Genomic DNA, 21793 nt, shown 5'->3' on the forward strand with positions numbered 1-21793 from the left:
GAAAATGGTACCCAAGAACAGATTCAAAGAGGCTATCGCCAAGGGGGAGGAGGTGCAGTACGGCCTGTGGCTGAGCACCGCATCCCCCTACATGGCCGAACTGGCGGCCGGAGCCGATTACGATTGGCTGCTCATCGACGGCGAACACGCCCCGAACACGATCCAGACGGTGCTCGGCCAGTTGCAGGCCGTGGCGCCCTATCCGGCCCATCCCATCGTCCGGCCCCTGGAAGGGGACACGGCCCTGCTCAAGCAGGTCCTGGACGTGGGCGCGCAGACCGTGCTGGTGCCCATGGTGGACACCGCCGAGGACGCCAGACGCGTGGTCTCGGCCCTGCGCTATCCGCCCAACGGCCAGCGCGGGGTCGGGGCGAGCGTCGCCCGGGCGTCCCGCTGGGGCCGTATGGCCGACTACATGGCCAAGGCCGAGGCCGAGCTCTGCCTGCTGGTCCAGGTGGAGAGTCGCGAGGCCCTGGGCAACCTGGACGAGATCCTGGCCGTCGAGGGCGTGGACGGCGTGTTCGTCGGTCCGGCCGACCTGTCCGCCTCCATGGGCCACCCGGACGACGCGGGCCATCCCGAGGTGCAGACCGCCATCGAGGACTGCCTGAAGCGTATCCGCGCGGCGGGCAAGGCCGCCGGGACCCTGTGCACGGACCCGGTCGCGGCCCGCAAGTGCATCGAGTGGGGCGCCAACTTCGTGGCCGTGGCCGTGGACACCGTGTCCTATGTCGAAGCCCTGGACGCGGCCCTGGCTCCCTTCAAGCCGGTCGGCGGCGCCCGGGAAAAGAAGCAGGGCTATTAGACCAAATCGCAAACCTCCACCGGCCTCGGGCGGCGGCCTTTGCCGCCCCCGGGGTCGGCCCCCCTGGAGTGGACAGCCTGATAAGGGAATGCCGGGCAGGGCCCGGCATTCCCGTGTCCTTCGGGCGCAACGGCCGGGTCCGCAACGCTTTCCACCGACTCCGTCTTTCCGTGTTCCAACATTGCTTTTTTTATTGCGCGGGCGTAATTTCCTCTTGAATTCGCCGCTATTACCCAATGGCGCCAGTGTGGGGCCGGGGAAGGCGGCACGTCTTTAGGAGGAGTTTTTTTATGCGAAAAATCGTGCTTTCCACCATGCTTGCCCTGGCCGTCGCGCTCTTTGCCCTGCCCGCCCTCGCCGAGGGTCCGGTCAAGACCATGCCCGGCGACATCACCCTGGTCCAGGCCCGTGTCGTCCTCGACGCAGCCCTGAAAAAGGCCGTTGAGACCAAGGTGCCCGTGAACATCGCCGTGGTCGACGCCGGCGGCAACCTCAAGGCCTTCTACCGCCAGGAAGACGCCTTCCTCGGCAGCATCGACATTTCCATCAAGAAGGCCGTCACGGCCCGCTACTTCAACATGTCCACCCGCACCCTGGGCGCCGCGTCCGTGCCGGGCCAGCCCCTGTACGGCATCGAGGCCAGCAACGACGGCCTGATCCTGTTTGCGGGCGGCGTGCTGCTCGTGGACAAGAACAACGTCATCGTCGGCGCCATCGGCGTGTCCGGCGGTTCCGTGGACGAGGACGAGGTCATTGCCAAGGCGGGTGCGGCCGCCCTGCTCAAGTAGCCTTCGCCGTCAAACGCCTGCAATTCGGAAGGCCCGGCCCGGAGTTTCTCCGGGCCGGGCCTTGTCGTTGCCGGTGCGGTGCGGGTGTCTCTCGGCGGTGTTGACACACGTGCAACCGTGTTGCATCGTGTAATCGGTTTGCCTGTTCCGGCAAGGCCGCAACGCAACCCCTGGAGGTTGGCATGACAGTATTCAATCTGATGAAAAGGGCGCTATTCGTGGTGCTCGGGCTGCTGGTGGCCTGGGCCGGGCCCGCCCTGGCGGACGGCAAGGTGCGGGCGTTCGTGTCCATCCTGCCGCAGAAATATTTCGTGGAGCGCATCGGCGGCGACCTGGTGGATGTGGGCGTCCTGGTCCTGCCCGGGGCCAACCCGCACATGTACGAGCCCTCGCCGAGGCAGATGACCGCCCTGACCAAGGCACAGGTCTATTTCGCCATCGGCGTCAACCTGGAGGACGTCTGGCTGCCCAGGCTGGCCGACGCCAACCGCGCCATGCTCGTGGTCCGGACCCAGGAGGGCGTGGACAAGATCCCCATGGCCGAACACCATCACGACGAGGGGGCCGAACACGAGGCCGCGCATGAGGAGCACGGGGACGAGGGACACGGCATCCTCGACCCGCACATCTGGCTCGACCCGGTGCGGGGCAAGACCATTGCCCGGAACACCTGCGCCGGGCTGGTCACGGCCGATCCCGCGCACAAGGCCGCGTATGAGGCCAACCTAGCCGCGTTCCTCAAGGAACTGGATCGGTTGGACGCGTCCATCGCCCAGCGCCTGGCCGCCTTGCCTGACGACAAGCGGTCCTTCATGGTCTTCCATCCGTCCTGGGGTTATTTCGCTAGGCGCTACGGGCTGACCCAGGTGGCCATCGAGGCGGGCGGCAGCGAGCCGAGTCCCCGGCACCTGGCCGAGATCATCGATCACGGCCGGGAGCTGGGCGTGAGCGTGGTCTTTGTCCAGCCCCAGTTCTCCCGGCGCAGCGCCGACGTCATCGCCTCGGAACTCGACGCCAGGGTCGTGCCCCTCGACCCCCTGGCCGAGGACTGGAAGGACAACCTGCTGCACGCGGCCGACGCCTTTGGCCAGGCCCTGCGCTGATTCAACACTCCGGAGGTCGCCATGACACAGCACGACACGGCCGAGGCCGCCCGGGAGTTCCTGGAGCGGACCGGCCTGGAACCGACCCTCAACCGCATCCTGGTCCTGTCCGCCGTGGCCGCCGGGCAACGGCCCATGACCGCCGCCGAGGTCCACGCCCGAATCCTGCGCGAGCACCGCATCAACCGGGTCACGGTCTACCGCATCCTCGACCTGCTGGCCGAAAAGGGCGCGGTCAACCGCTTCAGCACCAATGAGCGCGTTCAGCACTACTGCGTGGGCAGCAACCACAGCCACTTTCACTGCACCGGCTGCGGCCGCGTCCAGTGCATCGCCAACGAAAAACTCCACTTCGACGAAACCGCCGTTGCCAACGCCCTCAACCTGGCCGTCAGCCACGTCGACCTCCATCTCGAAGGCCTCTGCCCCGCCTGCGCCCGCGCAGCAGGGTAGGGCGGATGCCTCCGGCGGCCGGGGGAAGGGGAAAGGGAACCCTTTGAAAGGCTTCCTTCCCCTTCCCCGGACCCCCCATCCCCCTTTCCCTCCTAAACTTTTTGTATCCGCCTGCGGCGGGATGAGTGCGCGGGGAAGGAGTTGTTTTTCTTGAGAGGGCGATAGCGTCTCGGACCGCAAAGTCGCTCGATAGCCTCCCCCCAAACTTTGGAGCGACTCGGATGCGCAGCATCCGACAGCGGCTCTCGCGCCGCACGGTGTCAGGCTTTCGAGAGTGGTGCAGCCGTGCATTTGCCGGGAGGGTGTTTCACCGCAGCGTAGTCCTCCTACGTGAGGATGAAACACCCCCTCGGAAAATGTGCGGATGCGCCGCTATCGGAAGCCGCGCGCAAAAGAAGGCAAAAAGAAAGGCTCCATGGCGGTGATTGGAGCCTTTCGGGGGGAGTTCCCGGCGGGGATTGCCGGGAAAACAATTATTGGCGTTGACGGTGTTCATACGCTCATACTTTCAGGGCAAAAACAATAGGGGAACGTCCTGTTGTTGCCTCCCTTTTCTGGGAAAAATTCCCATTCGCAAAAATAGAACCGCCCGGTCCTGCCGGGCGGTTCGGAAAGCTGGTTATTTACCGTTTGTATTCAGTGGGTTAATTGTCGAGCAGCTTGCGGGCGATGTTCAGGTCGTAGAGGGCCAGGGGATTCCGGTCCGTGTTCTTTTCGCGGAACATGGCCGCGGCCGCCTCGATGGCCCCGTAGGGGACCCACTGGTGCTTTTCCCAGATGACCGGCTCGTTCGGGTTGTAGAGCCGGAATTCGATTTCCCCCTCGTTGTCGCGCACGTACATGCGTACCTCGGGGTGCTGCAGGGAAGGGGTGTAGTAGACGCCGCGTTCGTCCTTCATGGCGTGTTCTCCTAAGCTTGAAAGTTGAAGCGGACCGTGTCGCCCGTGTCGTAGACCTTGATGTTCATGGCCCCGAGCAGCACGCGCAGGGGCCTGCCGAAGAGAAACTCGTTCAGTTCGGCGGGCATGCCGGTTTTTTGCGGCACCAGGCGGCGCATCTCCATGTCGTAGACGACCATCTCCTTGAGCGCCTCCCCGGCCTCACGGTCACCCTCGCGGGCCGCCTTGGCCAGGTCCTCCATGCGCGGCGGCGGGCAGCGGCGGTCGTGCTCGGCCATGAGTTCGAGCAGGGGATGGCCCTCGGGCAGCAGGTCGGCGCGGGACAGGCGGTCCTCGCCGTACATTGCCAGGAGCGGCCCGGTGTCCTCGCAGAACAGGGCCTCGCATTCGGCGGGCCGGGCCTCGTACACGGAGCAGAGATTGCTCTCCGGGCTCAGGTAGAGGCAGGTCCAGGTGCTGTCCCGGCCCTTGATCTTGAGCATCTCGGCCGTCAGCGGCACGATCTCCTGCCGAGGCTGGTCAAAGACCCATTCCCCGACGCGCAGGGTGACGATATCGGCCAGTGGGATGGTGCCGTCCTGGACGAGCGGCAGGTCCTGCGCGTGGAGGGCGGGGCCGCCCTCGCGGCAGCACTTCCCGCAACACCGGCAATGCGGCCCATTAGTGTTTGGAATTTGCAAGTTTGTGTTGCTCCTCATACCCTTTTGCGGTAACGCTTATGGCGGTCCATATCCTGTGCCAAGGGTCCGATACTCCGGCTCGGCCGTGAAGGCAAGGCCGGGGGTGGCAAACGATCCCAAAATCGGGTTTTCCGTTGAGTCCGCAAACCGTGGGTTGACAATGGTTTCTTGGATATTTCGGTTGACAAAAAACCAAATGGACCAGTACATTATCAGCCCTGCATACCTTGTGAATATTGGCGCAATTGCCGTTATTCCAGGTGGTTGCGTTAAGTAGGTAAGGCGTTCCGGCTCCGGGTGATTTTTTTTCACCATTTGCCGGGCCGGGCGCAAAAATGGTTGATGGCAACATCTTAATCAAACAATGGAGGTTAAGGGAATGGCGAAACACAAAACTCCTCTGTTGGATCAGCTGGAAAGCGGCCCGTGGCCCAGCTTCGTATCCGACATTAAACAGGAGGCTGACGCTCGAGCCAAGAACGAGCAGGGCCTGGATTACCAGATCCCCGTCGATTGTCCCGATGATTTGCTGGGTGTTCTCGAAATGTCGTACACCGACGGTGAAACCCACTGGAAACACGGCGGCATCGTCGGCGTTTTCGGTTACGGCGGCGGCGTCATCGGCCGTTACTGTGACCAGCCCCAGATGTTCCCCGGCGTCGCTCACTTCCACACTGTCCGCGTGGCCCAGCCCAACGGCAAGTGGTACAACACCGAGCTGCTGCGCAACCTGGTCAAGATCTGGGACCTTCGCGGTTCCGGCCTGACCAACATGCACGGCGCCACCGGCGACATCGTGTTCCTGGGCACCACCACCCCGCAGCTCGAGGAAATCTTCTGGGAACTGACCCACGACCTCGAGATCGACCTCGGCGGCTCCGGCTCCAACCTGCGCACCCCGGCCACCTGCCTCGGCATGTCCCGCTGTGAGTACGCCTGTTACGACTCTCAGGAGCTGTGCTACAACCTGACCCAGGAATACCAGGACGAGCTCCACCGCCCGGCGTTCCCCTACAAGTTCAAGTTCAAGTTCGACGGTTGCCCCAACGGTTGCGTTGCCGCCATCGCTCGTTCCGACCTCTCCTTCATCGGCACCTGGAAAGATGAGATCAAGATCAACCAGGAAGTCGTCGCCGCCTACGTCGGCGGTGAGATCGCTCCCAACGCCGGCGCCCACGCGGGCCGCGACTGGGGCGCGTTCGACATCCAGAAGGAAGTCGTTGACCTGTGCCCGTCCAAGTGCATCTCCTACGATGGCAAGCTGACCATCGACAACAAGGAATGCGTCCGCTGCATGCACTGCATCAACACCATGCCCCGCGCCCTGAAGATCGGCGACGAACGCGGCTGTTCGATCCTGTGCGGCGCCAAGGCCCCGATCCTCGACGGCCCGCAGATGGGCTCCCTGCTCGTGCCTTTCATCGAAGTCAACAAGGACGACGATTACCAGGCCATCAAGGACATCGTCGAAAACATCTGGGATTGGTGGATGGAAGAAGGCAAGAACCGCGAGCGCATCGGTGAGACCATGAAGCGTCTGGGCATGGCCGCCCTGATCGACGCCGCCGGTGTCCCGGTCGATGCCCGCCAGGTCCAGGAGCCTCGCCACAACCCCTACATCTTCTGGAAAGCCGAAGATGTCGAAGGTGGTTGGGAACGCGATATCAACGATTTCCGCAAGCGCCACCAGCGCTAAAAAGAGGAGTGTATCAATATGGCTTTTATTTCTTCTGGGTACAATCCCGACAAACCGATGGAAGGTCGGGTTTCCGACATCGGACCCCGTCACTTCGGCGAGTATCTGCCCCCGGTTATCAAAGAAAACTTTGGTAAGTGGGACTACCACGAGATCATCGAGCCCGGCATCCTGCTGCACGTGGCCCTGTCCGGCGACAAGACCTACACCGTCCGCGCCGGTACCGCCCGTCTGATGTCCGTCACTCATATTCGTGAAATCTGCGACATCGCCGACAAGTTCTCCGGCGGCTACGTCCGTTTCACCACCCGCAACAACCTCGAGTTCCAGGTCGAGACCGAAGAGGCCGCCAAGGAACTGAAGGCCTTCCTGAACGACCAGAAGTTCCCCGGCGGAGCCTACAAGTTCCCGGTCGGCGGCACCGGCGCCGGTGTGACGAACATCGTCCACACCCAGGGCTGGGTCCACTGCCACACCCCGGCCACCGACGCTTCCGGTACCGTCAAGGCCACCATGGACGTCGTCTTCGACGACTTCACCGACATGAAGCTGCCCGCTCCGGTGCGCATCTCCATGGCCTGCTGCCTGAACATGTGCGGCGCGGTGCACTGCTCCGATATCGCCATTCTCGGCATTCACCGCAAACCGCCCCTCATCGACCACAAGTTCCTCGACAACCTGTGCGAGATTCCCCTGGCCGTGGCCGCCTGCCCCACCGGCGCAGTCCGTCCGTCCAAGGTCGAGCTCGACGGCGAGACCTACAAGACCGTCGCCATTAAGGAAGAGCGCTGCATGTTCTGCGGCAACTGCTACACCATGTGCCCGTCCCTGCCCCTGTCCGACGGCGAGGGCGACGGTATCGCCATCATGGTCGGCGGCAAGATCTCCAACCGCATCACCAAGCCCGCCTTCTCCAAGGTCGTGGTTCCCTTCGTGCCCAACGAGCCGCCTCGCTGGCCCACGCTGACCAAGACCATCAAGAAGATCCTCGACACCTACGCCAAGGACGCCAACAAGTACGAGCGTCTGGGCGACTGGGCGAACCGCATCGGTTGGGAGCGTTTCTTCGAGAAATGCGACCTGCCCTTCAGCGAGCACCTGATCGATGACTTCCGTGATCCGGCGTACTACACCTGGCGCCAGACCACGCAGTTCAAGTGGTAAGATAACGAAGACCCGGGGTACGGCGACTCCGCCGTACCCCGTCTTTATGCAACAATAAGGAGTCCGTCATGGCACTCGATCCCGAAGCCGGAAAGGCTGAAATCCTTAAGTTCTGCGAAGAGAAGTCCGCGTCGAAGACCAAGTTCTACTTCAACGACTTCACCAAACTCTTCCCGGATGAGAAGAGCCGCGCTGTCAAAAAACTCCTGACCGAACTGGTTCAGGAAGAAAAAATGGTGTTCTGGTCCTCCGGGTCCACCACCATGTACGGCCTGGCCGGTGTCGGCAAGCAGGCCCACTCCGAGGGCGAAGATTAATCTTCGTTTCTGATCGGTTTACAAGCCTTGCCCTCGTCCCCAGGATGACGGGCAAGGCTTTCTTGGTTCGTTAAGCCCGGTTTTCATCGTGTCCGATTCCATCCCGCGCATACTTCTGGCCGGACTGTCCGGCGGCACCGGCAAGACCATCGTCTCCCTGGCCTGCGCCCGCGCGTTCACGCGCCGGGGGCGGGTGGTGGCCCCGTTCAAGAAGGGCCCTGACTACATCGACGCCCAGTGGCTCGCCCTGGCCGCGGGCCGGACATGCTCCAACCTGGACCCCTTTTTCCATTCCCGCGAGATCATCCGCTCCTTGTTCTTCCACCGCTCCCTGGGTGCGGACGTGAGCCTCATCGAGGGCAACCGGGGGCTGTTCGACGGCATGGACGAGCGGGGCAGCTGCTCCAGCGCCGAGCTGGCCCGCATGCTCGACTGCCCGGTCGTCCTGGCCATCGACTGCACCAAGATGACCCGCACCGTGGCCGCCATCGTCCAGGGATGCGCCGGATTCGAGCCGGGGCTGAATCTGGCCGGGGTCATCCTCAATCGCACCGCGGGCGAGCGGCACCGCGACGTGCTGCGCCGGTCCATGGAGACCTATTGCGACGTGCCTGTGCTGGGCATGCTCCCCAAGATGAAGAACCCCATCCCCGAGCGGCACATGGGGCTCATGTCCGACCAGGAATACGACGGCTCGGCCCACCTGGACCGACTGGCCGACGCGGCCGCCGAGTGGCTGGACCTGGACGCCATCCTCAAGGCCGCGCACGCGGCTCCGGACTTCGGGCCCAGGCCCGGTCCCGTATTTCCCGGCCCCCCGGCTGAAAAGTCGGCGCGCATCGGCTATGTGCACGACGCGGCCCTGTGGTTCTACTACCCCGAGAACCTGGAGGCCCTGGAGCACGCCGGGGCCGAACTGGTCCGCCTGAGCCTGCTCGACGGGGAGCCCTGGCCCGAGATAGACGGGTTGTACCTGGGCGGCGGGTTCCCCGAGGTTTTTGCCGAGAAGATCGCGGCCAACCGGCCCGCGCTGCGCTACCTCCGCTCCCTGGCCGAGTCCGGTATGCCCGTTTACGCCGAATGCGGCGGGTTCATGGTCCTGTGCGACCTGCTCGAGATCAACGGCGAGAGCCACCGCATGGCCGGTGTTTTCCCCCTGACCACGTCGTTCTGCCCCCGTCCGCAGGGGCTGGGCTACACCGAGGCCGAGGTGGTTGAGGACTCGGTCTTCTTCCCCCGGGGCGAGCGCGTCCTGGGCCACGAATTTCACTACTCCATGTGCGTGTCCGACGGCGCGGCCGATCTGCGCCACGGCCTACGCATGATCCGCGGCCAGGGCAGCGCGCTCGGCCGCGACGGCTTCCTGCACAAGAACACCTGGGCCGGATACAACCACATCCACGCCCTGGCCGTGCCCGGCTGGGCCGAGCGGTTCGTGGCCGCGGCCGCCGCCCGCCGGGGTGGGGAGCGGTAAACCCCTTGTCTCGGCACGGTCTTTCGTGAGACACTGCCGCCACACAAACACCCACTCCTACAAGCGAGTATTTAGAATGAGTATACCCTTTATCGACCTCAAAACGCAGTACAGGCTGATCGAAAACCAGATCAAGGCGAATATCGAAGGCGTCCTGGAACACGGCGCCTACGTCATGGGCCCGGAGATCCGCGAGCTCGAGGCCACGCTGGCCGACTACGCAGGCGTGTCCCATGCCGTGAGCTGCTCGTCGGGCACCGACGCCCTGCTCATGTCCCTCATGGCCCTGGGCGTGGGCCCGGGCGACGCCATCTTCACCACGCCGTTCACCTTCATCGCCACCGCCGAGGTGGTCGCCCTGCTCGGAGCGACCCCGGTCTTCGTGGACATCGACCCCGTGACCTTCAACCTCGACCCCGACGACCTGCGGCGCAAGATCCGTTACGTCCGGGAGAACCGCAAGGATCTGACCGCGCGCGGCGTCATCGCCGTGGATATCTTCGGCCAGCCCGCCGACTACGACGCCATCGAGCCCCTGGCCCACAACTCCGGCCTGTTTCTCGTGGTGGACGCGGCCCAGTCCTTCGGGGCCGTCTACAAGGGCAGGCAGGTGTGTTCCCTGGGCGATCTGGCCTGTACCTCGTTCTTCCCGGCCAAGCCGCTGGGCTGCTACGGCGACGGCGGCATGGTCTTCGTCAACAACGAGGAACTGCACCAGCTTCTGGTCTCCATCCGGGTGCACGGCATGAGCGTCACGGACAAGTACGACAACGACCGCCTGGGGTTGACCGCGCGCATGGACTCCATGCAGGCCGCCGTGCTCCTGGCCAAGTTCGGCCTCTTCCCCGGCGAGATCGAGAAGCGCCAGGAAGTGACCGCACGCTACGCCGAACTCCTGTCCGAGGTGGACGGGCTGACCCCGCCGTCCGTGCCCGAGGGCAATGTCTCGGTCTGGGCGCAGTACTGCGTGCTGGCCCGGGACACCGAGCAGCGCACCGAGGTCATGGGACGGCTGGCCGAGGCGTCCATTCCGTCGGGCATCTACTATCCCAAGCCGCTGCACCTGCAGAAGGCGTTCGCCGATCTGGGCTACGTCATGGGCGACTTCCCGGTGTCCGAAGACGCCGCCTCGCGCATCTTCGCCCTGCCCATGCATCCCTACCTGACCGCCGAGGATCAGGAAACGATCGTCAAGGTCATCAAGGGGTAGGGCGCATGTTCCGGTGGACCTGGGGGGGCATGATCCGGGTGCTCAAGCCGGTCATGGCCGGGATGGCCCTGGCCTATCTGGCCACGGGTTTCGTCGACGGGCCGCCGCCCGTCAACTTCAGCCCGGAGAACCCGCGCACCGCCAAGCAGACGGAGATCGTCGAGCCCCAGGCCGAACTGGTCATCGAGAGGAACATCCTCAAGCTCGGCTCTCTGCTGACCTTCCAGGCCGACAATCCGGCCCTGGTGCGGCAGCAGGCCGCGCCCAACGAGGGGCTGGGCATGTTCTACGATCCCGGCGTCCGGGGCCCTTCGGCCCGGGACGCGGGGACCGGCCAGGCCGGGACCGGGCAATAGGGCCCGCCCGGCGGCCTCATTTGCCAGGCGCACCGGGCTCTGGTAAGGGGATACCCCCCGAACGACATCACGCCGGGGGCGACCCGGCACAAAGGAGCGTATTCATGATCAAGATGGAAACCAGCATGGGCGACATCGTCATCGAACTCGATTTCGACAAGGCCCCCAAGAGCGCGGCCAACTTCCAGCAGTATGTGGAAGAGGGCTTCTATGACGGCCTGATCTTCCACCGTGTGATCTCCAACTTCATGATCCAGGGCGGCGGCATGGACCCGGACATGAAGGAAAAGGCGACCCGCGCGCCCATCGAGAACGAGGCCAACAACGGCCTGACCAACGACAAGTACACCCTGGCCATGGCCCGGACCATGGACCCGCATTCCGCCTCGTCCCAGTTCTTCATCAACGTCAAGGACAACGGCTTCCTGAACTTCTCCTCCGAGACCCCCCAGGGCTGGGGCTACGCCGTGTTCGGGAAGGTCGTGGAGGGCCAGGACACCGTGGACAAGATCAAGGACGTGGACACCGGCCGTCACGGCTATCACGACGACGTCCCGCTTGAGCCGGTGGTCATCAACAAGGCTACCGTGGTCGAATAGCGGCCGCCCGCGCTTCCCGGCCCACGGACGGGAGCGCTGACCGGAAATGAGAAAAGGCGCGCCCTGCCGCAGGACGCGCCTTTTTTGCCGTGTGGGGGGCCGGACCGGCTAGACCATCAGGTTCAGGCCGGTATAGGAGGCGCTGCTCCCGCCCATGGCCAGGAGGCCGCCGCCCTCAAACCAGCTGGTCGGATTGGTGTTGTCCGCGTACCACCAGGCCAGGGACTGCTGCTGCATGCTGGTCATCATCTGGCTCTGGGAGAGCTGGGTGGCGGCCGTGGAGGTCAGTTTGCCCAGCTGGATGATGTCGCGGAACTCCTTGACCTTGTCCGGGTTGTCCTCGAAATATTTGTTAATGATCTCGGCGTCTTTGGTGGAGGCCGGAACCGTGACCTTGCCCGTGTCCGGGTCGTAGGTCATGGCGAACTCCTTGGAAACGTCCACGCCGAGCTTCTCCAGGTCGGCCATGACCTCGATATCCCACTTGTCGCCGAGCTTCTCCCGGTAGTCCTGGACCTCCTGGAAGGAGATGCGGTTGTCGTCGCCCTTGGGAATCTGGTCCAGGATGGACGAAATTTCCGATGCCAGGCCCGTGGACCCGGCGCTATTGGCGCTCTCCTCGTCCAGTTTCTTGGCCTGCTCGCGAAGCTGTTTCTCCTCGACCGAGGCGCGAAGCAGCGTATAGGTGTTGGTGATCAGGTCGGTTCCGATGGATGTGGTCGACATGCTTACTCCCGCTGTTGCCGTTGTCCATGAGGAATGTTTTTCCCTTGTTCAGCGAACAGCACAAGCCGTGCCAATCGTGGGTGAATGTTGCCGGTTCACCGCCCGGAGAGCGGAATCCGGCGCGAAAAAAGGGCCACCCTCGCCGGGCGGCCCTTTTTTGTTGCGTGTTGCGCGGGGCTTAGCCGCCGAGGTACGCCTTCTTGACCTCCGGGTTTTCCATGAGCTCGGCGGACGAGCCCTGGGCCACGATCTCGCCGGTATCGATGACGTAGCCCCGGTGGGCGAATTTGAGCGCCAGGTTGGCGTTCTGCTCGATGAGCAGGATGGTCATGCCCTCCTCGTTCAGCTCCCTGAGGGTGCGGAACATGTCGTACATGAGCAGGGGGGCCAGCCCCATGGACGGCTCGTCGAGCATGATCACCCGGCAGCCGGACAGGATGGCGCGGCCCACGGCCAGCATCTGCTGCTCGCCGCCAGACAGGGACTCGGAGCGCTGCTTCTTGCGTTCGTCCAGGCGCGGGAACAGGGTGTAGACGCGCTTGTAGTCGCGGTCGATCTCCGCCTGTCCGTCCTTGCGGGAGTAGGTGGCGATCTTGAGGTTCTCCTCCACGGTCAGGTTGCCGAAGATGTGCCGTCCCTCCGGGACCAGGGCCATGTGCAGGTCAGAGACGACCTTGTCCGCGGACATGCCCAGGATGGACCGGCCCTTGAAGCGGATGTCGCCCTTGATGACCTTGGGGGCCTCGGGCGGCGGCAACTGGGCGATGGACATGAGCGTGGTCGACTTGCCCGCGCCGTTGGCGCCGATGAGGGTGACGATCTCGCCCTCGCCCACGGTGAAGGAGATGCCGTGCAGGGCTTCGATGTTGCCGTACTTGACGTACAGGTTTTCGACTTCGAGTAAGGGAGTAGTCATATGTTGTCGTCTCCAAGATAGGCCTTGATGACGGCCGGGTTGCTCTGGATGTCTTCGGGGGTGCCCTCGGCTATGGTGGAGCCGAAGTCGATGACCTTGATCCACTGGCACAGCGAGGTGACGACCTTCATCTGGTGCTCGATCATGAAGATGGTGATGTCGAAGCGCTCGTGGATGCCCTTGACCAGGGTGATCAGGTCCTCCACGTCCTTGGAGTTCAGGCCCGCGGCCGGTTCGTCGAGCAGCAGGAGCTTGGGCCGGATGGACATGGCCCGGGCGATCTCCACCCGGCGCTGCAGCCCATAGGGCAGGTTCTTGGGGTACTCCATGGCCACCTCGGTCAGGGACATGGCCTCGAGCAGTTCCTCGGCGATCTCCAGGATGCGCGCCTCGCGGGCGCGGTATTTCTTGCCGCGGATGACCGAATCCAGGACCGAGTAGCCCAGCCGGTAATGCTGGGCGATACGGATGTTGTCCAGCACGGTCATGTCGTGCCACAGGCGGATGTTCTGGAAGGTCCGGGCGATGCCCATGGAGGTGACCTGGTGGGGCTTGAGCCCGGCCGTGGGCTTGCCGTCGAAGGTGATGGTCCCCTCGGTGGGCTGGTAGAAGCCGGAGATGAGGTTGAAGATGGTGGTCTTGCCCGCGCCGTTGGGGCCGATCAGCCCCATCAGTTCGCCGCCCTGCATGTCCACCGAGAACTCGCTGACGGCTTGGAGGCCGCCGAAGCGTTGGGTGAGGCTGTCTATTTTGAGCAGTGACATGAACAGCCCCCTATTTGAACGTGTAGTATTTTTTGAGCTTCGGGAACACGTCCGACAGCTCCTTGTTGCCCATGATGCCCTCGGGCCTGAACTGCATGATCAGGACCAGGAGCAGAGGGATCATGACCCACTTGATGACGCCCGCCGACGGCTCCCAATCCGGGAACACGAAGGTGGCCGGGGCCAGCAGGAAGTCGATGAGCGCCTGGGAGCGCAGGATCTCGAGCAGGAAGGTGAAGACCACCGCCGAGATGACCGCGCCCGAGAGCGAGCCCATGCCGCCCAGGTAGACCATGACCATGGCCTCGGTGGACTTGAGGATGTTGAACGACTGCGGGTTGACGTAGCCGACCACGTGGGCGAACAGGCCGCCCGCGCAACCGGCCAGCCCGGCCGAGATCATGAAGTTCACGGTTTTGATCTTGTTGGTGTTGACCGACATGATCTCGGCCGCGGTCTCGTCCTGGCACACGGCGTCCACGCCCTTGCCGTAGGTCGAGGTGATGAACCGGCGAATGACCCAGATGTCGAAGATGGTGAACAGGATGACGTAGAGCAGGACCCAGGGGAAGTCGTTGTCGCCGGCCAGCCACGACGGGGTGGCGTCGACCATGGCCCAGACCGTGTCCTTCATGCCCTGGAAGCCGCGCGATCCGCCGATCCAGTCCATGTTCTCGATGCCCGAGATGACCATGTAGTTGACCGCGATGGTGATGATCGCCAGGTAGTCGTCGCGGGTCTTGAACGAGGGCAGGGCCACCAGGATGGAGGACAGGGCCGCCATGACGCCGCCGATCAGGATGATGACCGGGAAGACGAAGTAGGACGCCCCGGCCGGGAACAGCGGGTCGCCGAACTTGGAGCCGAAGCAGACCACGGACAGGATGGAGGCGACATACGCGCCCACGCACATGAAGGCCGCGTGGCCGCAGGTGAATTCGCCCATGTTGCCGTTCACCAGGTTCAGCGAGGTGGACATCATGATGTTGATGCCGCCGAACATGATGACCGCCTGGATGTAGTTGTCGAGGATGCGGTACTGGGCCAGGACCAGGAGGACCACGGCCGCGAACGCGATCAGGATGTTGAATGAGTATTTCTGCATGCGCTTGGCTCCCCGACTAGATCTTGGTGGACTGCGGCATGCCGAACAGTCCGGTCGGTTTCATCCAGAGAATGATCAGCAGGATGGTGAAGGCGAACAGGTCCCGGTAGGTGGACGGGAACACGGTGACCACTCCGACCTCGATGAAGCCGAGCAGAAAGCCGCCGTAGAACGCGCCCCGGATGTCGCCGATGCCGCCGACGACCGCGGCGATGAACGCCTTCCAGCCGATGAGCATGCCCATGAACGGCTCGAGCACCGGATAGGACATGGCGAACAGCAGCCCGGCCAGGCCCGCGAAGCCGGAACCCAGGATGAAGGTGAAGACGATGACCTGGTCGATGGGGATGCCCATGAGCGGGATGGCGAACTTGTCGTACGAGATGCCGCGCATGGCCATGCCGATCTTGGTCTTGGTGACGATGAAATTGAGGATGATGAAGACCGCGATGGCCGCGAAGATGACGATGACCTTGAGGTTCGTCACGGTCACGCCGCCGATGTCCCAGATGCTCTTCTGGACCAGCTCCGGAAACTTCAACCGGCTGGCGCCGAGCACGGCCAGGTTGGAGTATTCGAGGATCAACCCGCACATGAGCGCGGTGATGACCACGTAGAGCCGGTGCGCGCCCTTGCGGCGCAGCGGCCGGTAGGCCACGCGCTCGAGGGTGACGCCCACGCAGGCGGTCAGGAACATGGTCAGCGGCACGGCGAGCAGGAAGGTCGCCATGGGCGACAGTCCGAGCGCCGGGCCGAGCAGGAACCCGGCCACGAAAAACGCGATGTAGGCGCCGACCATGAATATATCGCCGTGGGCGAAGTTGATCAGGCGCAGCACGCCGTACACCAGGGTGTAGCCCAGCGCGATGAGCGCGTAGAAGCTTCCCCACTGCAGGGCGTTGATGATGTTTTGAATGATGAAGTCCACGATAGCCTTCCCTGGGAAATTTCTGAGGATTTCGGGCCGCTGGGCGCCCCCGGCACCAGAAGGTGTATACAAGAGCGGGGGCCGATGGCCCCCGCTCACCTAAGCCGGTGTATGCAATAGGTCTACGGGCAGACGGACTGCTCGAAGACGAATTCGCCCTGGTCGGAGATCTTGACCACCACGGCGCACTTGATCGGGTCGCCCTGTTCGTCGAACTTGGACTTGCCGGTGATGCCGTCGAAGGACTTGATGGCGGCCAGGCCGTCGCGGATGAGCTGGCGCTCCTTGCGCGGGTTGGAATCAACCTTGCCGGCGTTCTGGATGCCCTGAACGAGCAGGCCGATGGAGTCCCAGGTCAGGGCCGCGTAGTCGGCCGGGGTGGAACCGTAGGCCTTCTCGTAGCGGTCGATGAAGACCTTGGTGGCGCCGGTGGCACCGGCGGCCGCGTAGTGGGTGGAGAAGAAGTTGCCGTAGCACTGCTCGCCGCAGAGCTTGATCAGGTCGGGGGTGCCCCAGGCGTCGGAGCCCATGAACGGCCCCTGGTAGCCGAGGTCACGAGCCTGCTGAACGATCAGGGCGACCTGGTTGTAGTTGTCGGGAACGAAGATGAAGTCCGGGTTGGCCTTGATGATGGTGGTCAACTGCGCGGAGAAGTCCTGGTCCTTGGTGCCGTGGGATTCGAAGGCCACGACCGGGCCCAACCCCTTCTTCTCCCAGGCGGCCTTGAAGATTTCGGCCAGACCCTTGGAGTAGTCGTTGGACACGTCGAACAGAACGGCGGAAGTCTTGGCGCCGAACTTTTCGGAGGCGAAGTCGGCCGCGACCGGGCCCTGGAACGGATCCAGGAAGGCGGCGCGGAAGACCCAAGGACGGTCCTTGGTGGTGTCCGGGTTGGTGGACCACGGGGTGATCATCGGGGTGCGGTTGTCGTTGCAGGTACCGCCGGCGGGCACGGCCTGCTTGGAGGAGTTGGGGCCGATGATGGCGACAACATTCTCCTGCTCGATCAGCTTGAGGGCCGCGTTGACCGCGGATTCGGCCTTGGACTCGTTGTCCATGTAGACGAACTCGAGCATGTACTTCTTGCCGCCGACCTCGAGGCCGCCAGCGTCGTTGATATCCTTGAGGTACATCTCGGCGGCCTTCTTGGAACCGTCGCCGACCTCGGGGATGTCGCCCGTCAGGGGCAGGTTGAAGCCGATCTTGATGGTGTCGGCGGCAAAGGCCGGAACGATCATCAGGAAGCTCAGGACGAACGCGAGAGCCAGCAGGCCCATCTTGTGCAAACTCAGTTTCATTACTCCTCCTCTCATAGGAATTATGGTTGCTGATTCAAACAGTGTTGATTCATACACCAAAAGGGGGGTGAGAGGAAGCGGTTTTCGTTAATACATTTTTGCAAATCCGGCGGTATGGTTGAATAAATTGCGCAGTTCTTGATAAAAACAGCGCGAAATTTCTCAAAAAGAAATTTTTAGGGGAATAAAATTTTTCATTAATGTGAGAAAACGCTTGGAGTCTCGCCGGACCGCAAATCGCGCCGAATAAAGGCGTCGGGGACAGGCGTCCGCGGGGCGCAAAAAAGGCCGGTTCCCGACGGGAACCGGCCCTTTGTTCCGGGCTGTGCGCGGGGCCGCGTCCTGCGGTTATTCGCAGGTGTCCTCGGCTTCGGCCGCCTTCTTCCCGGCCCGGCGGTTCCGCTTGGCCTCGGCCTTGGCTTCCTCCTCCTCGCGCAGGGCGCGGCGCAGGACCTTGCCGACCATGGTCTTGGGCAGTTCGGTGCGGAATTCCACCTGGCGCGGAACCTTGTAGTTGGCCAGCTTCTCGCGGCAGAACGAAATGACGTCGCAGCGCTCCAGCGTCTCGCCGTCCTGGACCACCACGTACGCCTTGACGATCTCGCCGCGCGCCTCGTGGGGGATGCCCACGGACACGGCCTCCTTGATCTTGGGGTGGCTGTGCAGGACCTCGTCGATCTCGCGGGGGTAGATGTTGTACCCGCCGGAGATGATCAGGTCCTTCTTGCGGTCCACGATGTAGAAATAGCCTTCCTCGTCCATGGTGGCGATGTCGCCGGTGTACAGCCAGCCGTTGCGCAGCACGTCGGCCGTGGCGTCGGGCCGGTTGTAGTACCCCTTCATGACCTGCGGGCCCCGGATGACCAACTCGCCGCGCTTGCCCGGGGGCAGGGGCTCGCCGCCCACCTCCATGTCCACGATCTTGGCGTCCGTGTCCGGGAAGGGCAGGCCGATGGAGCCGTTCTTGCTCTTGCCCTCCAGGGGGTTGAAGTGGGTCACGGGCGAGGCCTCGGTCAATCCGTACCCCTCGGTGATGGACGTGCCCGAACGCTCCAGGAATTGCTCCATGTACTCCACGGGCATGGGCGCGGACCCGGACACGCAGACCTCGATGGACTTGAGGTCGTACTTGTCGATGTCTTTTTGCTGGAGCAGCGAAATGTACAGGGCGGGCGCTCCGGGAAAGACCGTGGGCCTGAGCTTGTGGATGCCCTTGAGCACGTCCAGGGGCACGTAGCGCGGGAACGGGGCCAGTGTCGCGCCCAGGCTGGTCGGCCAGGCCAGGCAGGTGGTCAGCCCATATATATGGAAATAGGGCAGGATGCCGAGGAAGGTCTCCTGCTTCTTGCCCAGGGTGTGCATCATGGACTGGCATTGCTGCATGTTCGCGCCGATGTTGAAATGGGTCAGGATACACCCCTTGGCCACGCCGGTGGTCCCGCCGGTGTATTGCAGCAGGGCCGTGTCGTCGGCCACCACCCGCTCGTTGGTGAACCGCTCGCGTCCCTTGGTCAGGGCCTTGAACGGGAACACGGTCCGGCCGTCGTAAGGCACCTTGGGCGTGGAGCCGTTCTTTCTGGCCTGCAGCCCGTAGAGCACGTTCAGGGGAAATTTCAGCCCCTCGCCGATGGTGGTCACGAAGTACCTTTCCACCGGCAGGGAGTCGCGGAGCTTCTCGAGCTTGGGCCAGAGCAGGTCCAGGGTGATGCAGCAGCGCACCCCGGCGTCGTTGAACTGGTGGATGATCTCGGTCTCCATGTACAGGGGGTTGGTCATGACCCCCACGGCCCCGGCCCGGAGCACGCCCCAGAAGGCGATGATGGTCTGGGGCAGGTTGGGCAGCATCAGCGCCACCCGGTCCCCCTTGCGAATGCCCGCCGCGCGCAGATTGGCCGCGACCACCTCGGTCCGGGCCTTGAGCTTGGCGTAGGTGATCGACCAGTTGCGGAAAACGATGGCCTTGCGCTGGGGCCACTTGCGCGCGGCCCTGTCCAGGAACTTGAACAGCGGAATTTTGTCGTAATCCAGGGTCGGCGGCACATCCGGATCATAGGATTTGAGCCAGGGACGGTCGAGTTGCTCCATCTCAGGGGTCCTTCAAGGGGTTCGGTGGTGAAAATGTGCGGCGAAGGTATAATAGGCCGGTCACGGGGTCAATATGGCGAGTTTCCCCGGCGCAGTCGAAGTTTTGACGATTTTCGCTTGCCCGCGCGTGACGCGCGCCGTCTCGGCTTGGAGAGCCGATAGCCGGGAAAATAAACAGTAGTATTGCCGGTCTGTTGTATGCCACTTCAGCGCGGCCGGAAGGGCGCTCGGACACCTTGGCAAACTCCTTGCAGTTACTCCCGCACATCCCTTTCAGGGGGAAATCGTTGCCCGTTGGCTAAAGTTGGGGCCGGAAAGCGCCGATTATTCAATACGTCAACGATTGATCAAGGCGGGCGGACCTTGACGGAAACGGTGCCTTGAGGCCGGAGTGCCCGGCCGGGGCCGAGTTGACAGGGGTGGTGCCTGTGCCTAGAGTGAAACACTCGGCAGAGCCGGACGCCATCTCGAACGGATGAATCATTGACCGAACGAATGACCGAGAAGTTGCATGGCAGAACACGCTGAAAATGTGGTGACCGGAATGCTGATAACCGAGGGGTGCTACCTCAGGCCGAGCAAGAGCACCCGTGTCCTGGCCATCCTGGACGCCCTGTCCAGGGATTCCAGTCTGTCCCAGTACGAACTGGGAAGGCGGCTGCATCTGTCGGGTGCCATGGTCAACCAGTACCTCAAACAGTTGCAGGCCGAAGGGCTGGTCGAGTTCCTCCCGGTCAACGGCAAGAGCTACAACTATACCCTGACGGAACAGGGCCGCCGCTCGCGGCAACGGATGTTCTCGGACTATTCCTCGGAGACCGTCCGGCTCTATTCCACCATCAAGGAGTTCGTGCTCGACAAGCTCAAGGACCTGGAGGAGGAGGGCAAGCGGGACCTGGCGCTGTTCGGCGCGTCCGAGACCTGCGAGGTGGTCCTGTCCGCCCTGCGCGGCACCCGCTTCAGGGTCAAGGCCCTGCTCGACAACGACTCCGAGAAACAGGGGCAGATTTTCAACGGACACGTGGTTTCCGCACCGCATGTCCTGGATCAGGTGGACTGCGACGCCGTGGTCATCACCTCCTTTGGCAAGCAGAGCGAGATCTATGAACAGGTCAAGCCCTATTCCGAAAAGCGCGGATTTCAAATTGTGAGATTCTGATTATGAAACAGATTCAATCCGTCACATTGCGTTCGGGCGTCACCATCGGCAAGGGCCATCCCTGCTTCGTGGTCGCGGAAATCGGCAACAACCACCAGGGCGAATTCGACATCGCCAGGAAGATGATCGACGAGGCCGCCGCCGCCGGGGTCCAGGGGGTCAAGTTCCAGAAACGGGACAGCGAGGCGCTGCTCACCCGCCAGGGGCGGGCCGCCCCCTACACCGGCCCCAACAGCTTCGGCCCGACCTACGGCGAACACCGTGCCGCGCTCGAGCTGTCCATCGACCAGATGGCCCGGCTCAAGGCGTACTCCGAGTCCCTGGGCCTGGTCTTCTTCGCCTCGGCCTGGGACGACCCGAGCCTGGCCCAGATTCTGGACCTGGACGTGGAACTGCTCAAGATCAGCTCCGCCGAACTGGTCAACGTGCCCCTGGTGCGCAAGTACGCCAAGGCCGAGATTCCGGTCATCCTGTCCACCGGCATGAGCGGCCTGGACGACATCGACGTGGCCATGTCCGAAATCCGCACCGTCCATGACGACGTCATTCTCCTGCATTGCAACTCCACCTATCCGTGCCCCGAGGAACACATCGGCCTGCCCGTCATGGACGCCCTGCGCGAACGCTACGGCGTGCCGGTCGGTTATTCCGGGCACGAAAAGGGCATCGGCCCCAGCGTGGCCGCCGCCGCCCTGGGCGCATGCGTGGTCGAACGCCATTTCACCCTGGACAAGACCCTCAAGGGAACCGACCACCAGGCCTCCCTCGAACCCGCGCAGCTGGCCGCCATGGTGACCATGATCCGCGAAGTCGAAAAGGCCGTCCAGGTCAAGGGCAAGGTCGTTTTCCCCGACGAACAGGCTGCGGCCAAGAAGCTGCGCAAATGCATCGTCTTCTCCCGCGACCTGCCCGCCGGGCACATCCTCACCGAGGCCGACCTGACCACCCGCTGCCCGCGCGTGGGCGTCTCCCCGGTCCACTGGGACGAGGTCCTCGGCGCCGCGCTCAACCGCTCGGTCAAACACGAGGAACCCGTCCAATGGGATACCCTCAGCCTGACCCAACCCGCCTGCGCCGACGCCGCCTCGTCCTAGACGCTGCGCATGCGGAAAAAAGGTGCGGACGCGCAACGCGCGCCCGCACCTTTTTTTGCCTCCGGGCCCCATTCCCTCCTTTTCCCAAACTTTTGGCGCCGCCTCGCGGATGGCGGCAACACCAGGAAAAGCGCCTTTCCATGTTTCAGTCCAAAGCGCCTCTCCTGCCGCGCC

General features: G+C 63.4%; 23 protein-coding genes. 14 read left to right on the forward strand and 9 right to left on the reverse strand.

From position 1 onward, the window contains the following. Positions 1 to 4 precede the first annotated feature (4 nt). The 5 genes from BerOc1_RS11905 to BerOc1_RS19135 all read left to right on the forward strand — a co-directional run bounded on the left by BerOc1_RS11905 (position 5) and on the right by BerOc1_RS19135 (position 3675). Positions 5 to 805: an aldolase/citrate lyase family protein gene (locus BerOc1_RS11905; protein WP_071545905.1), complete on the forward strand. Its 801-nt coding sequence runs from the start codon at positions 5 to 7 to the stop codon at positions 803 to 805. Positions 806 to 1095: 290 nt separating this feature from the next. After that, entirely contained in the window at positions 1096 to 1593 is a 498-nt protein-coding gene (locus BerOc1_RS11910; protein WP_071545906.1) for a GlcG/HbpS family heme-binding protein, read from the forward strand. Between the two features lie 182 nt (positions 1594 to 1775). Then, the gene (locus BerOc1_RS11915) at positions 1776 to 2696 is read left to right on the forward strand and encodes a metal ABC transporter solute-binding protein, Zn/Mn family (protein WP_084641450.1); all 921 of its coding nucleotides are present in this window, start codon (positions 1776 to 1778) and stop codon (positions 2694 to 2696) included. Between the two features lie 21 nt (positions 2697 to 2717). Continuing rightward, positions 2718 to 3149 carry a Fur family transcriptional regulator gene (locus BerOc1_RS11920; RefSeq protein WP_071545907.1) on the forward strand — a complete coding sequence of 144 codons (432 nt, stop codon included), beginning with the start codon at positions 2718 to 2720 and terminating at the stop codon, positions 3147 to 3149. Positions 3150 to 3513: 364 nt separating this feature from the next. After that, positions 3514 to 3675 carry a hypothetical protein gene (locus BerOc1_RS19135; protein WP_165610817.1) on the forward strand — a complete coding sequence of 54 codons (162 nt, stop codon included), beginning with the start codon at positions 3514 to 3516 and terminating at the stop codon, positions 3673 to 3675. 118 nt (positions 3676 to 3793) lie between these two features. Here BerOc1_RS19135 and BerOc1_RS11925 read toward each other — a convergent pair whose 3' ends face one another. Next, positions 3794 to 4048 (reverse strand): hypothetical protein, encoded by a 255-nt coding sequence (locus tag BerOc1_RS11925; RefSeq protein WP_071545908.1) that lies wholly within the window; start codon positions 4046 to 4048, stop codon positions 3794 to 3796. 11 nt (positions 4049 to 4059) lie between these two features. Further along, a complete protein-coding gene (locus BerOc1_RS11930; protein WP_084641453.1) occupies positions 4060 to 4728 on the reverse strand; it encodes a YkgJ family cysteine cluster protein in 669 nt (222 codons plus the stop codon). Positions 4729 to 5107: 379 nt separating this feature from the next. On the opposite strand from BerOc1_RS11930, the gene dsrA reads away from it, so the two are divergent. The 7 genes from dsrA to BerOc1_RS11965 all read left to right on the forward strand — a co-directional run bounded on the left by dsrA (position 5108) and on the right by BerOc1_RS11965 (position 11544). After that, on the forward strand, positions 5108 to 6424 hold the full coding sequence (gene dsrA / locus BerOc1_RS11935) for a dissimilatory-type sulfite reductase subunit alpha (protein ID WP_071545910.1): 1317 nt from the start codon (positions 5108 to 5110) through the stop codon (positions 6422 to 6424). A gap of 18 nt (positions 6425 to 6442) precedes the next feature. After that, positions 6443 to 7588, forward strand: a complete 1146-nt coding sequence (gene dsrB / locus BerOc1_RS11940; RefSeq protein WP_071545911.1) for a dissimilatory-type sulfite reductase subunit beta — start codon at positions 6443 to 6445, stop codon at positions 7586 to 7588. Between the two features lie 68 nt (positions 7589 to 7656). Continuing rightward, positions 7657 to 7905 (forward strand): dissimilatory sulfite reductase D family protein, encoded by a 249-nt coding sequence (locus BerOc1_RS11945; RefSeq protein WP_071545912.1) that lies wholly within the window; start codon positions 7657 to 7659, stop codon positions 7903 to 7905. A gap of 88 nt (positions 7906 to 7993) precedes the next feature. Next, entirely contained in the window at positions 7994 to 9379 is a 1386-nt protein-coding gene (locus BerOc1_RS11950; RefSeq protein ID WP_071545913.1) for a cobyrinic acid a,c-diamide synthase CobB, read from the forward strand. 76 nt (positions 9380 to 9455) lie between these two features. After that, on the forward strand, positions 9456 to 10589 hold the full coding sequence (locus BerOc1_RS11955; protein WP_071545914.1) for a DegT/DnrJ/EryC1/StrS family aminotransferase: 1134 nt from the start codon (positions 9456 to 9458) through the stop codon (positions 10587 to 10589). Between the two features lie 5 nt (positions 10590 to 10594). Continuing rightward, a complete protein-coding gene (locus tag BerOc1_RS11960; RefSeq protein WP_071545915.1) occupies positions 10595 to 10945 on the forward strand; it encodes a hypothetical protein in 351 nt (116 codons plus the stop codon). Positions 10946 to 11049: 104 nt separating this feature from the next. Further along, positions 11050 to 11544, forward strand: coding sequence for a peptidylprolyl isomerase (locus tag BerOc1_RS11965; RefSeq protein WP_071545916.1), 495 nt, complete (start codon positions 11050 to 11052; stop codon positions 11542 to 11544). A 108-nt stretch (positions 11545 to 11652) separates the two neighbouring features. Here BerOc1_RS11965 and BerOc1_RS11970 read toward each other — a convergent pair whose 3' ends face one another. The 7 genes from BerOc1_RS11970 to BerOc1_RS12000 all read right to left on the reverse strand — a co-directional run bounded on the left by BerOc1_RS11970 (position 11653) and on the right by BerOc1_RS12000 (position 19366). Continuing rightward, on the reverse strand, positions 11653 to 12270 hold the full coding sequence (locus BerOc1_RS11970; RefSeq protein WP_071545917.1) for a hypothetical protein: 618 nt from the start codon (positions 12268 to 12270) through the stop codon (positions 11653 to 11655). 178 nt (positions 12271 to 12448) lie between these two features. Beyond that, positions 12449 to 13186 (reverse strand): ABC transporter ATP-binding protein, encoded by a 738-nt coding sequence (locus BerOc1_RS11975; RefSeq protein WP_071545918.1) that lies wholly within the window; start codon positions 13184 to 13186, stop codon positions 12449 to 12451. Next, positions 13183 to 13950 carry an ABC transporter ATP-binding protein gene (locus BerOc1_RS11980; protein ID WP_071545919.1) on the reverse strand — a complete coding sequence of 256 codons (768 nt, stop codon included), beginning with the start codon at positions 13948 to 13950 and terminating at the stop codon, positions 13183 to 13185. The genes BerOc1_RS11975 and BerOc1_RS11980 overlap by 4 nt, the downstream gene beginning before the upstream one ends. A 10-nt stretch (positions 13951 to 13960) precedes the next feature. After that, the gene (locus BerOc1_RS11985; protein WP_071545920.1) at positions 13961 to 15055 is read right to left on the reverse strand and encodes a branched-chain amino acid ABC transporter permease; all 1095 of its coding nucleotides are present in this window, start codon (positions 15053 to 15055) and stop codon (positions 13961 to 13963) included. A 16-nt stretch (positions 15056 to 15071) separates the two neighbouring features. Further along, positions 15072 to 15983 (reverse strand): branched-chain amino acid ABC transporter permease, encoded by a 912-nt coding sequence (locus tag BerOc1_RS11990; protein ID WP_071545921.1) that lies wholly within the window; start codon positions 15981 to 15983, stop codon positions 15072 to 15074. Positions 15984 to 16105: 122 nt separating this feature from the next. Next, positions 16106 to 17281 carry an ABC transporter substrate-binding protein gene (locus BerOc1_RS11995; RefSeq protein ID WP_129586529.1) on the reverse strand — a complete coding sequence of 392 codons (1176 nt, stop codon included), beginning with the start codon at positions 17279 to 17281 and terminating at the stop codon, positions 16106 to 16108. Between the two features lie 348 nt (positions 17282 to 17629). Further along, a complete protein-coding gene (locus BerOc1_RS12000; protein ID WP_071545922.1) occupies positions 17630 to 19366 on the reverse strand; it encodes a long-chain-fatty-acid--CoA ligase in 1737 nt (578 codons plus the stop codon). A gap of 544 nt (positions 19367 to 19910) precedes the next feature. Here BerOc1_RS12000 and BerOc1_RS12005 point away from each other — a divergent pair. Together BerOc1_RS12005 and BerOc1_RS12010 are read left to right on the forward strand one after the other, a co-directional pair. Beyond that, on the forward strand, positions 19911 to 20525 hold the full coding sequence (locus tag BerOc1_RS12005; protein WP_341349795.1) for a winged helix-turn-helix transcriptional regulator: 615 nt from the start codon (positions 19911 to 19913) through the stop codon (positions 20523 to 20525). Positions 20526 to 20527: 2 nt separating this feature from the next. Further along, positions 20528 to 21619, forward strand: a complete 1092-nt coding sequence (locus BerOc1_RS12010) for an N-acetylneuraminate synthase family protein (RefSeq protein ID WP_071545924.1) — start codon at positions 20528 to 20530, stop codon at positions 21617 to 21619. Positions 21620 to 21793 lie beyond the last annotated feature (174 nt).

Source organism: Pseudodesulfovibrio hydrargyri (genome assembly GCF_001874525.1).
Classification (GTDB): Bacteria; Desulfobacterota; Desulfovibrionia; order Desulfovibrionales; family Desulfovibrionaceae; genus Pseudodesulfovibrio; species Pseudodesulfovibrio hydrargyri.

Bases quoted from the DNA above. Each gene is read 5' to 3' on its own strand.
- BerOc1_RS11975 (WP_071545918.1), bottom strand. From the start codon at position 13,186: ATGACTACTCCCTTACTCGAAGTCGAAAACCTGTACGTCAAGTACGGC.
- BerOc1_RS11980 (WP_071545919.1), bottom strand. From the start codon at position 13,950: ATGTCACTGCTCAAAATAGACAGCCTCACCCAACGCTTCGGCGGCCTC.
- BerOc1_RS11945 (WP_071545912.1), top strand. From the start codon at position 7,657: ATGGCACTCGATCCCGAAGCCGGAAAGGCTGAAATCCTTAAGTTCTGC.
- BerOc1_RS11905 (WP_071545905.1), top strand. From the start codon at position 5: ATGGTACCCAAGAACAGATTCAAAGAGGCTATCGCCAAGGGGGAGGAG.
- BerOc1_RS12010 (WP_071545924.1), top strand. From the start codon at position 20,528: ATGAAACAGATTCAATCCGTCACATTGCGTTCGGGCGTCACCATCGGC.
- BerOc1_RS12000 (WP_071545922.1), bottom strand. From the start codon at position 19,366: ATGGAGCAACTCGACCGTCCCTGGCTCAAATCCTATGATCCGGATGTG.
- BerOc1_RS11995 (WP_129586529.1), bottom strand. From the start codon at position 17,281: ATGAAACTGAGTTTGCACAAGATGGGCCTGCTGGCTCTCGCGTTCGTC.
- BerOc1_RS11960 (WP_071545915.1), top strand. From the start codon at position 10,595: ATGTTCCGGTGGACCTGGGGGGGCATGATCCGGGTGCTCAAGCCGGTC.
- BerOc1_RS11915 (WP_084641450.1), top strand. From the start codon at position 1,776: ATGACAGTATTCAATCTGATGAAAAGGGCGCTATTCGTGGTGCTCGGG.
- BerOc1_RS11970 (WP_071545917.1), bottom strand. From the start codon at position 12,270: ATGTCGACCACATCCATCGGAACCGACCTGATCACCAACACCTATACG.
- BerOc1_RS11965 (WP_071545916.1), top strand. From the start codon at position 11,050: ATGATCAAGATGGAAACCAGCATGGGCGACATCGTCATCGAACTCGAT.
- BerOc1_RS11920 (WP_071545907.1), top strand. From the start codon at position 2,718: ATGACACAGCACGACACGGCCGAGGCCGCCCGGGAGTTCCTGGAGCGG.
- dsrB (WP_071545911.1), top strand. From the start codon at position 6,443: ATGGCTTTTATTTCTTCTGGGTACAATCCCGACAAACCGATGGAAGGT.
- BerOc1_RS11925 (WP_071545908.1), bottom strand. From the start codon at position 4,048: ATGAAGGACGAACGCGGCGTCTACTACACCCCTTCCCTGCAGCACCCC.
- BerOc1_RS11955 (WP_071545914.1), top strand. From the start codon at position 9,456: ATGAGTATACCCTTTATCGACCTCAAAACGCAGTACAGGCTGATCGAA.
- dsrA (WP_071545910.1), top strand. From the start codon at position 5,108: ATGGCGAAACACAAAACTCCTCTGTTGGATCAGCTGGAAAGCGGCCCG.
- BerOc1_RS12005 (WP_341349795.1), top strand. From the start codon at position 19,911: ATGCTGATAACCGAGGGGTGCTACCTCAGGCCGAGCAAGAGCACCCGT.
- BerOc1_RS11985 (WP_071545920.1), bottom strand. From the start codon at position 15,055: ATGCAGAAATACTCATTCAACATCCTGATCGCGTTCGCGGCCGTGGTC.
- BerOc1_RS19135 (WP_165610817.1), top strand. From the start codon at position 3,514: ATGCGCCGCTATCGGAAGCCGCGCGCAAAAGAAGGCAAAAAGAAAGGC.
- BerOc1_RS11910 (WP_071545906.1), top strand. From the start codon at position 1,096: ATGCGAAAAATCGTGCTTTCCACCATGCTTGCCCTGGCCGTCGCGCTC.